This window comes from Mesorhizobium sp. CNPSo 4671, assembly GCF_057784245.1.
In genome coordinates, this window is the sequence record NZ_JBWLUW010000037.1 from 1 (window position 1) to 12829 (window position 12829).

Here is a 12829-nt window from a genome sequence, read left to right on the forward strand (position 1 = left end):
TCGCGGCTGTTGCTGGACCTCAATCCCTTCTACCACTTCATCAGCGTCGTGCGCGACCCGCTGCTGGGCGAACTCCCGTCCGCGACGGGCTGGATGGCCTGCATCGTGTTTGCGATCGTTGGCTGGACGGTCGCCCTGTTGCTGTTCGGCCGTTATCGTCACCGCATCCCCTATTGGTTATGATCCCTGCTATGGCTTCCATCATATTGGCCGGCGTCTCGGTCGAATTCCCGGTCTTCAACGCGGCAAGCCGCTCTCTCAAGAACAGGGTGCTGAGCGTCGCCACGGGCGGCGCGATCGACCGTCGGGTCGATGGCCATGTCATCGTGCGCGGACTGGAGGATGTGAGTTTTTCGGTGAACGAGGGGGACCGGATCGGCCTCGTCGGCCACAACGGCTCCGGCAAGACGACACTGCTGCGCGTGCTGTCGGGCATCTACAGGCCGACGAGCGGGTCGGCGGAAATCCACGGCGAATGCGTATCGCTTATCAACATCTCCCTGGGCATCGACCCGGAAGCGACGGGGCGCGAGAACATCAGGCTGCGGGCGGCGATGATGGGCATGCGGCCGAACGAATTGCGCGAGCAATTCGATGACATCGCCGAGTTCACCGGACTGGGCGATTTTCTGGACATGCCGTTCCGGACCTATTCGTCGGGCATGCAGCTGCGCCTGGCGTTCTCGACATCGACGGCGATCCGGCCGGAAATCCTGGTCATGGACGAATGGCTTTCGACCGGTGACGAGGACTTCAAGCACAAGGCCGACAGGCGGCTGCGCGAGATCGTCGAGACGACCAAGATACTCGTGCTTGCCAGCCACTCACGCGAGCTGCTGCAAAAGAACTGCAACCGCATCCTGTGGATGGAACACGGCCGTGTGCGCATGGACGGTCCCACCAATGAGGTTCTGATGGCCTATTTCGGTTGATAGTTTTTCGAATGGAGGTAGAACGATCTCCATTAAGGTAGACAATAACAATCAATAGTCATGCGTTCATTGGAACTCGTACGAATCTGATGAAATGTACAGACAAATAATGAAAATCGAGGCAATGCCTGCACGGGATGCATCCGCCGTTGCCGCCGTCTCGAGTTCACTGCAGGAAACCTGCGTCGATCCGAATCCGGGCCGTGCGATGATGCATCCCATAGCCTCGGACCGCACTCGTGGTTAGCAACGAGCAAAGCTGGTGGCACGGCAAAAAGGCTGCATTGATCGTTGCCCATCCGGGGCATGAATTGCGGGTCCATCACTGGATGGAAACCAGCAAGCCTCTGGTCCTGGTGCTGACAGATGGCTCGGGTCATCTCGATGCCGGCCGGCTCGACCGCACGGCCGAAGTCCTGGCCGGCGCCGGCGCGCGTCCCGCTGCAATGTTCTTCGGCAGGATGGCGGATCGCGATCTCTACCGGGCCATTCTGGCCGGCAAAGTGGAGACATTCAGGGCGCTGGTTGACGAAATAACCACGATTCTCGCCAGCGAGGCGATCGACTATGTCGCCGCCGACGCGGTTGAAGGGTTCAATCCGGGGCATGACGTCTGCCGGCTGCTCGTCAATGCGGCGCTGGCGCGGCTGCACGACCGAGATGGTCGCGATCTGCCCAATCTCGAATTTCCGCTCGATGCGGTCGCATTGAGGCGCCAAACCGCAACACGAGGGGGAATAGAGCTTCGTCTCGACGCCGGGGCATTCGACCGCAAGCTCAGGGCCGTCGACAATTATCCGGAATTGACCGAGGAGGCCGACCGCCTGCGCGCGGCGCACGGCCTTACCAGCTTCAGTGTGGAATGCCTCACACCGGTCGACTACCATCTGGACATTTCAGAATGTTCCGAGCAGCCGCCAGCCTATGAGCATTGGGGCACGGAGCGCGTGAAAAGCGGCTACTACAAGACGGTGCTTCGCTTCAAGGAACACGTCGAGCCGCTGGCCAGGCAACTGGTGACTTGAATCCCGGATGAGCATCCTGGCCGAAGGTCAGGACCTCATTCGCCAAGCTCTATCAGGCACAGCCCCAGTCCAAGCCGCCGTCGATCGCCCGACAGACCCACCTGCAGTGGACTTGCCGGATTCTCAATCCGCAGGCCAACAGTGAGGCTCCGGTTCAGCGCAGCTTCGGATGGTAAGGCTACCTGCCAGTCTTGCTGACGGAAAAGCGGCGCACCAGGAGCGGTCGGCCCGAACACCCGTCGTTCAATCCACATTCCGTTGATGAAAAGCTCAGCGACGACTTCCGGGTGGTTCTCATGAAGAAAAGGCACCAGACCCAGTCTCAACGAGGTTGGCGCAGCCGTGGAGGAGATTTTGAATTCGACTGTCGCCAGGTCGCCGTCAGTCCAAACTCCCCAGTGTTCAACCGCGGAGAACCCCGTCAGGCGCACAAATCTCTCGGGGCCGTCGGCCTCGGCGCATGATACCACTTTGTTCGCCTCGACCGGTTCCAGCCCGGCCTGCTCCCGCTCGGTTGGCTCCGGCTCGGCCTGCTCCAACTCGGCCTGCGCCAGTTCGGCCAGTTCCAACTCTGCCTGTTCCAACTCGGCCTGCACGCGAGCCAGTTGGGCCAGCAGATCCTCACGCTCCGCCATCCACGGCCATATCGGTCCAGGCTTCGGCAGCCAGGTTTGCATATGACGCGCCAGCGAAAGGTTCAATTCGTGCTTGTCCGCAGGTGCGGCGCGGTGTTGGCTGATTGCGTCGCCATAAAGCGACAGGCAAGCGTTCAACCATTTTGACATGCTTGCCTCTTGGCGGGTTCTCTTCGAGATTTCCGCTGCGTCGACCATATCGTAGCGGTCGATCTCGGCTGCGATTGCCTCGGGCGACAGGCGCTGTTGCAGCACCCGCAGTCCAAAGTTGCGCCGCCGCCATCCATCCCAAGTGTCGGAACGAGCCATTCCGGCAAGGCCGCGGCCGTCGCAAACGATGACAGCGCGACCGCATGCCATGGCTTCAAGAGCACTTAGCGCCGACGCGAAGACAAGGTCGTATTGCAGCAGCAGGGTTTCGGGTTCGCTGACAATGCTGCCGATGGAGGCTCCTATCACGTCCAGCTCGATGCCGCGCTCCGCGCAGGCGGCGCGCACCGCTTGCAAATGCTGCGTGTTCTTGGCGAACGCCAGGGCTCGGCGTGGACGCTCCGGCAGAGGCGGCCCGGGCACGAAACGGTCGGTGTCGACGGCGTTGAGCAGCGTGACGATACGGTCGGCGGGAATGCCGGCTTCAAACTGCAGCCGTTCGGCAACCGTGTCGTCGACGGCCACGTATCTGCAGACGTTGGCGAGAAGCGGTGGGGCGCTGTGCCAGGCGACGAAATCGTGTGCGAAGTAGAGTGCCGGGGCATTCGGGAAGCGCGCCGCGGCGATCGCGGTAACCTGGGTGTGGTTGCCGTGGATGATGTCGATGTCTGCGGCGATGGTCGAGATGTCGTCGGTGACAGGTATGCCGCGTGCCTGGATCTCTTCCGCGATCGGTCCCAGCCCAGGTGCATAGACGATCGGTCTGTGCCCGGCGCGCATGAGGGCGAAGGCGACCTCCCGGGTGACGATCTCGGTTCCCGAGCGGCCCGTCAGATAAATGTTGGCGATCAGCACCGTCAGCGGCTGTTCGAAGGTCATGGATCGGCAGGCTCCTTACGACGAACTGTCCGCTTAGGCAGTCCACGGCGCACGGCGCCAACTCTATAACTTATCAGCGCTACGGCAGGAAATTGTTGCCCGACCGTGGCGCCGTGCAGATCGCGAATCCGCGCAAGGGAGAAATGTCCTGATCCATTGGCGGGGTTTTTAGCCGATGTCCCGTTTTCAGCAAGCAGTTCGACAATTTTCGGACACGGCAGCATGCGACCACCAAAGCGCAAGGCGGAGCCGACCGCACGGATCGTCAAAGGGGTAGTGCGGACGATGCAACCCCAACAGGTGAATTTGAGATGAAAAATCTGGCCAGATTGATCCGACCAAGGGCGGTGCTGGAGCCATGCGGAGTCACTGCCGTCCATCGCAGCCGTGGCGTGCCGATGGGCGGTCCAACGGGGGCTGCCAGCCTACCTCGGTCGAGAGTTTCCCACTAATGTCAAACGGCCTCAGCTAAGTTAGACAGCGAAGTTTCGGGACCAATGGAGCTTTTTCGATTCGAATGAGATCTGAGGAAAAACCATGGGCGCCGACGCAGCGCCCCCACCGGCAGCGCCCGCTATGATCAGCTACGCCCAAAATTGTGAAGACGTTTTGCTCGAGCGCGTTTTCAAGGATGCCGCGACCGGTTTCTACATCGACATCGGCGCCTATCACCCAACTATAGGATCCGTCACCAAGACCTTCTACGATCGCGGGTGGTCCGGCATAAACGTCGAACCGGGAGCGGTTTTCGACGAGCTGGCGCGGGAACGGCCGCGCGACACAAATGTAAGGGCCGTCGTCACGGATCAGGAGGGTGACGTTGATTTCTTCGAGAATCAATCCGATCCTGGCATGTCCAAAGTGGCCGAAGGGCCGGTCATAGCGGAAGGCGAAGGGGAGATGCTTCGCGTCCGGGCTGTGACGCTGGAAAGTCTCGTCGCCCAGCATGCCATCGGACAAGAGATCAACTTTCTCAAGATCGATGCGGAAGGGTCGGAAGCTGCCATCATTCGAGCGACAGACTGGAGCTTGATTCGACCGCTGGTGCTGGTGATTGAAGCGACTGCCCCATGGTCGAACGAACTCGTCAATCAGAATTGGGAGCCTGTTCTGCTCGCAAACGGTTTCTTGCGTGCGTATTTCGACGGCATCAATGTCTTTTATGTCAGGGCCGAGAGCAAGGAGCTGCTCCGCCACTTCCAGGTGCCGGTAAACGTTCTCGACGGCCATTTGACATTCGAACAATGGTACTCAGGCATGGCAGTGAAGCAACTGACCGCCGAACGCAGTGAGATCATTGCGCAGCGAGATCATTTTTCCGCGGAATGCGAAGCTCAACGCCAAAAGAGCGCGGACATTCAAGAACGATCGGTTGAGCTCACGGCGGCAATTGAACGGGCGGAGGCTGAAAGCCGGCGTCTGACAGTCCACGCAGCGGCTCTGTCCAAACGCCTGGCGCGGGAACAAAAACAGGCGGAGGCCGAGCACAAGCGCCTGACAGCCCAAGCGGCAGCCCTGTCCGCGCAGCTGGAGCAGAAACAGCAGCAGGCGGAGGCCGAGGGCATGCGCCTGACGGCCCACGCGGCAGCCCTGTCCAAGCAACTGGAGCAAGAACGCGAGCGAGCGGGGGAGGACGGCAGGCGCCTGGCGGCCCATATTGCCGCCCTGTCCAGGCAGCTGGAGCAGGAACGTCATTCACCAGCTTCCGCGACCCCTCTTGCCGCGCCTTACGATCGTACCGTCCTTGAGCTTCACGATGAGGGGGGGGCGCGCCCCCTGGGGAGCGTTCTGCCATTGGCGCGGCTTTTGCGCCGGTTTCATCATGCTGTCGGTCGTGATAACGCGACTGATATCACTCCTGCGGAGAGTTCCATGGTTTCACCTGCCAGCTATGAGCCGCCCTCCAGCCCTGCTCCAGGTCGCCTGCGCTCAACCGCGAAGAAGGGCGCTCTCGGTGTCTACAAGGTCCTTTTCAGGCCATTCGTGCGTCCGGTCATGTGGCGGGTCAGAACATTTCTGTTGCAGCCTGTCTACGAACGCCTCGATCGCTCACAAGAGGCCCTTCATCACGCGCGCTCGAATGAGATTCAGGCGTTGCGACAGGAGCAGGCTCACCTTGCGAGGAGCTTGGATAATCATGCACGCTCGGATGACATCCAGGCGCTGCGGCAGGAGCAGGCCCAACTCGTGAGGAGCCTGGAAGCGCTCGCCCTGACGATCGCGTCAAACCCGCCGCGAGGACGTTAGCCTGCGTCGTGCAGCCACGATGCGAGTGTCTGCACAAACCCTTCCCAAGTCGGTACTCGCAGTCTCGTCACCTCACCCCAAAGCCTTTCCGCGAATGGATCATCAAGCAGTTGACGCACCGCGCCCGCAATCGCCTCGGGGCTTATCTCGTCGAGGATGATACGACCGCCTGGTGGCAGCACGTCGAGGCTTGGCAGGTTCGCGGATGCAATGACCGGGATGCCGCTTGCCAGGCTTTCATAGGGCGGGATGCCAAAGCCCTCCAGTGAACTGACGAACAGGGTTGCTCTGGTTTTTTGCAGAGTTTGCCTGATCGCATCATCGCTTGCGTGACCCAGATATCTGAACCGCGGTTCGGCCTTGAGGCGTTCCAGGATCGCAGGCTCGCGTGTCGATCGGCTTTCTATCCGACCAATGATGGTCAATTCGACGTCGACATCCTGCTGCCAAAGCAGCTCGAAGGCCTCGAGAATATCGGCAACGTTTTTCCTGGGCTCGATCGTCCCGACATATGTGAACATCCGCTTTCTGGCGTCGAACGTCTGCCGGGACATCGCAACGCCATCACCTCCGAGCGGGATCGCGGGACCTGCGCGGCCAGCCTTTCGTATCACGCGATGCACGTACTCGCGGCGGGTCTGTTCACTGATAAACGCAGCGCGCGGTACGTCGCGAAGCGCACGCACATAATGCATCAGTCGCCCTGTCGCACGCGGCTCCCAGTCCTGCGGATGAAGATAGGGCAGGAAATCGTACACCAGCCAACTGACCGAGGCGGTGCCCTCATGGCACAAGGCCCGGTATGCCTCGGCGCGTTGCTGGTCGAAAAACACCTCGGGGTTGTGCAAGCCGGCTTTGAGGTCGGTGGTGGAAATCGGCGTACCCTTCTGGAGATGTGGCAGAAGTCGTTCTGTCACATCCTCTACGGATGGCTTGCCGTCGCCGGTGAGTATTTCCACCACCGCGTCCGGGAGCGCGCAGAAAGTCAATTTCTCCGCGTCGAACCGACACGGGACGAGCGGCCGCGGCCCGCTCCAGCGGCGCAAAATCTCGCGTTCTACCCGCTGGATTCCCGTGCGCAACGGATGGCTCGTCAACTCGGTCAGATCGGCAAAGATTGGGGCTGGTGACAATGCTCTTCTCTTACGGTCTTCGGCGATTGGCGACAGTCTCAGACTCCAAGTCCCTCGCACAGCTGCTGCGCGTAGTTTTTGAAACTATGAACTTCGCAGTAATGTCGCCGCGCCTCGTCAAATTGAGACCGATCGGCACTTTTCTGGCTGATCTTAGCCAGCGCTTCGGCGATGAGAACCGGGCTCGGGTGATCCGGCACAGTAGAGACATAGGTCGGCCCCTCCATTGCCAGCGCCAGGTCCTCGTTTGCAACGGTGGGCAGCCCAACGGCGATACAGTCGAGCAGCGCGCCGGACAAGCCTCCGAAGCGATGGGTTCTCAACTGAACCGCTGCATCAGCCGCGAGCAAATAGTCTCGATATTGCGTCTCATGGATAAAGCTCGATGAAAACACTACATGATCTGTCAAGCCGAGTTGGGAGACCATATCCTTGAAAGGTCCATCATTTCGAGAAAGCTCGCCAACAAAATATAGTTTTACCGGAATGTTCCAGCTTTGCAGAACGTCAACAGCCCAAATGCACTCTTCGACCGCTTTCGTGGAGTGAACAAAACCAAGAGAGACGACTGCGAATTCTTTTGCGGCGATTCCGAGGCTCTGTCTGGCTGCCGATTTCAACTTTTCATCGGTCGGATCATTCTCCCATTGCCGATAGATCGAAAAAGGCAAGTAGGTCGCTGTCTTGGAAAAGCGTTCGTGAACGATCCGAGCCGTCACGCGCGAATGGACGAACATGGGCGAAGCCCATTCTGCGATTTCACCGAGAAATGTTGCTCGCAGCTTCGATTCGTCTTGCAGCCAGGAACCGATCTCCTCGTCGGTCACAGGTCGCCCGAGCTCACGCTCCGCAACCGCCCGGGCGCGCGACGACCCCAGGAGGGTTGCGTAGAAACCGAGCAGGCGATTGTCGTGCTCGATACAAGCCCCGCCATAGCGTTCAAGCATCTGGAACACCTCCAGGTGAAAATGGGAGTTCCCCATCACCCCGACCACTCGATCAAAGCCAGAAGACAGGCAGGGAAGGGTGGTGATCAGCTGCGCCGATGCTGCTCCCTCAGGTGTGGTCACAGGCGCGTGTTTTGAGAAGACATGGACATCGACCAGTTTGCCGAGTTCGCGGATTGTTGCGGCCGAATAGTCAGCGACTCCGGACTGGTCAGGCGGTATCGGGCTGAGGAATGCGACTTGCGGTCGCGCGCCTCTGAGGATGCCGGTGGGCTTCGGCTGACGACGCGTAACCAAGTCGCTCACCGTCGACCAGAATTCACCGGCGATTTTGTCAGCCCGAAATCGTTGCCAGCGTGTCGACTGATCCTGGATGACCGCGATGCGTCCCGCTTGATCGACGATAAGCGCTTCGAGCTTCTTTCTGAGTTCCTCCGCGTTGTCTGGAGAAAACATCAAATCGTCGCGCCCGATCAGTTCCTTGTGCGCAGGGATGGAAGACGCGATCACCGGCGATCCCGCCGCCATCGCCTCGACGACCGGAATCGAGAACCCCTCCATGTGCGTAGCAACGACCGTACAAAGCGCGCCGCGGTAGATCGAAACGAGCTCATCTTCGTCGACAAAACCAGGGAAGACAAGAAGCTCGGGCCTGCCGCCATTTCCCGTATGCAGATCGCGCAGGATTGCCTGCCAAACCGGCGGGTAGTTCCCCGTGACCAGCAACTGGATGCCGGCGTCTTGCATCACGGCGCTTCCTGCATGAGCGAGGATAGGGCACTCGACATTCTTTCGAGGTTCGGCTCCGCCGCAGGCAAGAACATAACGCCCTAAGAATGCTTCCTGCCGCCCGGAAGTGCCGGCGCGTTCGAACGCGCTGTCTATCGGCGCTCCGGTCTTGGTAATGCGCAACGGGTTTACGCCGAGAAGGCGCTGGAGCTCGTCTGATGTATGCTGCGAGATTGGGAAGAAATGATCGTAGCGGGAAAGCCAAATCAGCTGGGTGTGATAGTCGAGGCGATTGGAAGCCGTTGGCAGGTAACGTTCCGGCTTCATGAGCGGGATGAAGTCGTAGACAATCGCGAGCTTGAGAATATCGGGGTCGTTCACGATGCGACCCAGGAAGAACGGATCATGGGTCATGGGGCACAGTTCGAAGAACACCGTCGAACATCCTTTGACACCCAGATAGGCGTTGCTGCGAACCCGATCGACGAGATGAAGGAAACGATCCTCGAGCGGCGGCAAAGCGGGATCGACCAGCCCGAGAGTCGACACCCCAACCCTTTCGCGAAGGTGGCCGACGGCCCTGACCAGATTCGCTGACAGCTTGCCGACGCCGCGATCCTTGTAGGAAGGGTCTTGCAGGCATCTCAAATCGAATACAATTTCGCAGTCGTCCATGCCGCAACCCAGCGCAATCGTAGCCCACTACCTACTCGCTGCAAACGGAAATTGACAAGCGAAAAGGGTCTGGGATATCGCGCCTATGGGGTCAGGCCGCACGGAAATCGATTCGATATTTAGTTCTGATTAATATAAGAGCCGAGGGGCATCTTGATTATCGCTACAATCGCGCGACGTAAAAGGCGCGGTGACTTCCGATTTATTTGTTGTCGCCGAGGAAATATTAGATATTCCGAACGAGATCCTGGTAGAGCTTGGTATAGGAGATTGCCATTTTCTGGGACGTGAACAGGTTCTCGTATCGCTCTACTGCATTTTCCCCGAAGCGTTTCGCCATGTCCGGGTCCTCCCAGATCTGAGCCATGGCTGCAGCCAAGGCCGGCGCATCGGCGGGTGGGACGACCAATCCCGTCACCTTGTCCAGGTTGATGAAACTTGTGCCAGTGCCGATCTCGCAAGAGATCATGGCTTTGCCGAACATCGCTGCCTCGACAAGAGACAAGCCAAAAGCTTCCGAGCGCAGATGAGACGGGAAGACGACCCCGCTGCACAGGGTCAGAAGCGCGATCTTGTCCTCTTCTTCCAGCGCGCCGACAAAATGCACATTCGACAGCCCGTTTGCTTCAGCTTGCCCGTGCAGGGCCTGCTCCATCGGACCCGAGCCGACGATAACGACCGGATAGCCACTCAGGCGCGCTGCCTCGATCAGGACATGCACGCCCTTGTAGTAACGCAGTACGCCGGTGAACAGGAAAAATTTGCCGGGAAACCGCGCGCGCCATTGTTGCAGCCGTGCTTCGGAGGGGGCCGGATAATCCTTCACGTCCAGGCCGTTCGGAATGACGATTGTCTTGGCACGCCGTCCTCGCAGGACAGCGCTCGTTTCCAGATAATTGGGCGAGGCCACGACGATGCGGTCAACGCTGTTGAGGAAGATATGCATCAGCGGACGATAGACCTGCAGCAGCGTGCTCTGCTTGACTATGTCAGACTGATAGGTGACCACGGTTGGCTTTCGCACCCGCATGCCGAAATGAACCAGGTCCATGAAGGGCCAGGGGAAGTGATAGTGAATGACATCGGCTTGCGCCGCCAGTTCGCCGAAGCGCTTGAAGGCGCCGAGCGAAAAACCCGTCGAGGCGATCTCCAGATCGAGGCGTGCCTTGTAGGCCCAATGCCCGTCGAAGAAGACGCTGTTCTCCTCCGGCTTGCGGCTGAGTGAAAGCACCGTCGGCTCAACGCCCAGTTTCGACGTTCCGCAGGCGATTGCATGGATTGCTCGTTCCATGCCGCCGAACGTGTCAGGCCAATACGTCTTGAAAAAGTGGAGGACGCGCATGTCAGCGGCTTTTCCGCTTGGCAATGGCTCGGTCGAAAATCTCGATCAAACGCTTTGCGCTGAGATGCCAGTCGAAACGCGCCGCATTGGCCTTGGCGATCGCGGCTCGTCGTGCAAGATCGCGATCGTCGGTAAGCAGTTGATGCAGCTTGGCGGTGAGGTCGCTGACTGACAGCGGATCGACCAGCAAGGCGCCTGCGCCGGCAACTTCGGGCATTGAAGAGACGTTGGAGGTCAGAACCGGTACCCCAAAACCGTTTGCCTCCAGAATGGGCAAGCCGAACCCTTCATAGAGTGATGGCATCGTAAGCGCCCGGGCTCCAGCATAGAGCGATGCCAGATCAGTGTCATCCAGGTACCCCGTGAGCCGCACCTGGTCGGAAACACCAAGATCCGCCAGGCGAGACCGGAGATCGCCGAGGTGCCAACCCTGTCCACCAGCGATGACCAGCAGATGTCCGGAACGGACCTGCGGGTCGAGGCCGGCCCAGGCCTCCAAGAGGCGAACGAGATTCTTGCGCGGCTCGAGGGTCCCTACAAACAGCAGATAGGGCCGGTCGATTCCAAAACGCGTGTGCACGGCGGCAATGTTGCCCGGCACGAGGCGGGTATAGCCGGGATAGATCGTTGTCACGGGAGCTTCCAGGCCGGGGTATCTCTCCCGGAGCGCCCCCTCCGTTGAATTCGAGTCCACGACGATAGCGTCAGCCCGGCGCACCGCGGCGCCCACAAAGGCGCGCTCCGCGCCCCATGTCTGCCAACGCATGGTTTCGGGCGCATAGGCCCAAACCAGGTCATGAATTGTGACCACCCGCGGCATCGGCGCCGGCAGACGGAAGGGAAGCCGGTGCGCCGGCCCCCAAAAGACATCGACCGCGTCGTTGGCCGCGGCGCGCGGCAGCGCCGTTTGCGACCAGATCATGCGAGCGGCAGCGCCCGGGAAAGCCGCCACGCGCATGTCGGCCCCAACGAGCTCATCAAGCCCATTGGCCGGCGACTCGGGCAGATAGAGAATTGGTCGGTGTCCGGCTGCGACGAGCGCCCGCGTCATCTCGACGACGTATCTTCCGATACCCGTGAGGCCAGGCACAAGGTTGCGTGCGTCGATTCCGATTTTCATTTACGATCTGAGTACAATGAACTGCGTGCGGTGCGGGTTAGCGAGCACTTCAGCCGTGATATCAGGTTTCCGCGTCGATCCCGGCTTTTCATACCTGGCGCCGGCACTTCCTCCGCATAGCAGAGTCGAACTCCATTGCAACATGGCCTGCGAGGAGCGCGGATATTGTACGCTTCGTGTAATGCGGGCATGGCGATGAGGCGATGCGGCGGTCACATATAGTCTCTTCCCGATGTGAGCAGCCTTTGGTTGAAGGCGTCGTGTGATTTCGCCGCGAAAGGCGCTTGCTCAATCGGTTTGCCTGAGACAGTCGTCAACTTGATGTCGCCAGGGCAATAATGTATCGAACCTTTCGCACACAGCCGGGCCTGGGCAGAACACACGATCGGGACATCTCGACATATGCTGCCGACTAAGACAGGCGTCCTCGCAGAGGCGTTCGCCGACATAAGAGCCGCGCTGAAGAAACACTATCTGGCGACGACGTTCAGCTGGCAGGACGTGGCCCAGCGCTACCGGCGCTCGCGGGTCGGAGCGTTTTGGCTGACCATCAACATGGGCGTGCTGATCGGCGCGCTCGGCTTCGTCTTCGGCACCCTCTTTCGCACGCCGATGCAGGAGTTTCTCCCCTACATTTGCGTCAGCCTGATCTTCTGGGGCTACATTTCGTCGTCGATCAACGAGGGATGCATGGCCTTTATCGGGGCCGAGGGCATCATCCTTCAGGTGCGCATGCCGCTGTTCACCCATGTCTTGCGCGTGCTCTACCGCAACGCCATCATTCTGGGCCACAACATTCTCATCTACCCGCTCGTCCTGCTGGCCGTCGCGCGCATGCCGACATGGCACGTCTTCCTGGCGCTGCCCGGCTTTGTCATTTTGTCGCTCAACCTGCTCTGGATCATGCTCATTTTGGGTGTGCTGTGCGCACGCTACCGCGACATGACGCAGGTGATGCAGAACCTCCTGCAGGTCATCATGTACCTGACCCCGGTGATGTGGATGGCCCGAACGC

9 protein-coding genes and 1 pseudogene are annotated in these 12829 nt (G+C 59.8%); 5 read left to right on the plus strand and 5 right to left on the minus strand.

From position 1 onward, the window contains the following. The 3 genes and pseudogenes from AC04SF_RS36835 to AC04SF_RS36845 all read left to right on the plus strand — a co-directional run. Positions 1 to 183, plus strand: a pseudogene (locus AC04SF_RS36835) (ABC transporter permease); the annotation flags it as partial. Between the two features lie 8 nt (positions 184 to 191). Beyond that, positions 192 to 932, plus strand: a complete 741-nt coding sequence (locus tag AC04SF_RS36840; protein ID WP_488481802.1) for an ABC transporter ATP-binding protein — start codon at positions 192 to 194, stop codon at positions 930 to 932. 239 nt (positions 933 to 1171) lie between these two features. Next, positions 1172 to 1957 carry a hypothetical protein gene (locus tag AC04SF_RS36845; RefSeq protein ID WP_488481803.1) on the plus strand — a complete coding sequence of 262 codons (786 nt, stop codon included), beginning with the start codon at positions 1172 to 1174 and terminating at the stop codon, positions 1955 to 1957. A 35-nt stretch (positions 1958 to 1992) separates the two neighbouring features. Here AC04SF_RS36845 and AC04SF_RS36850 read toward each other — a convergent pair whose 3' ends face one another. Beyond that, on the minus strand, positions 1993 to 3621 hold the full coding sequence (locus AC04SF_RS36850) for a glycosyltransferase (protein WP_488481804.1): 1629 nt from the start codon (positions 3619 to 3621) through the stop codon (positions 1993 to 1995). A 576-nt stretch (positions 3622 to 4197) separates the two neighbouring features. Between AC04SF_RS36850 and AC04SF_RS36855 the strand changes: the two genes are divergently transcribed. Continuing rightward, positions 4198 to 5868: an FkbM family methyltransferase gene (locus AC04SF_RS36855; protein WP_488481805.1), complete on the plus strand. Its 1671-nt coding sequence runs from the start codon at positions 4198 to 4200 to the stop codon at positions 5866 to 5868. Here AC04SF_RS36855 and AC04SF_RS36860 read toward each other — a convergent pair. From AC04SF_RS36860 to AC04SF_RS36875, 4 genes are all read right to left on the minus strand, one after another. Further along, positions 5865 to 7001 carry a glycosyltransferase gene (locus AC04SF_RS36860; protein ID WP_488481806.1) on the minus strand — a complete coding sequence of 379 codons (1137 nt, stop codon included), beginning with the start codon at positions 6999 to 7001 and terminating at the stop codon, positions 5865 to 5867. The two genes, AC04SF_RS36855 and AC04SF_RS36860, sit on opposite strands and share 4 nt — an antisense overlap. Positions 7002 to 7039: 38 nt before the next feature. Beyond that, positions 7040 to 9352 carry a glycosyltransferase gene (locus AC04SF_RS36865; protein ID WP_488481807.1) on the minus strand — a complete coding sequence of 771 codons (2313 nt, stop codon included), beginning with the start codon at positions 9350 to 9352 and terminating at the stop codon, positions 7040 to 7042. 226 nt (positions 9353 to 9578) lie between these two features. After that, entirely contained in the window at positions 9579 to 10694 is a 1116-nt protein-coding gene (locus AC04SF_RS36870) for a glycosyltransferase (protein WP_488481810.1), read from the minus strand. A 1-nt stretch (position 10695) separates the two neighbouring features. After that, positions 10696 to 11814 (minus strand): glycosyltransferase family 4 protein, encoded by a 1119-nt coding sequence (locus AC04SF_RS36875; protein WP_488481808.1) that lies wholly within the window; start codon positions 11812 to 11814, stop codon positions 10696 to 10698. 402 nt (positions 11815 to 12216) lie between these two features. Here AC04SF_RS36875 and AC04SF_RS36880 point away from each other — a divergent pair. Then, a partial coding sequence (locus tag AC04SF_RS36880; RefSeq protein WP_488481809.1) for an ABC transporter permease occupies positions 12217 to 12829 on the plus strand: 613 nt, incomplete at its 3' end.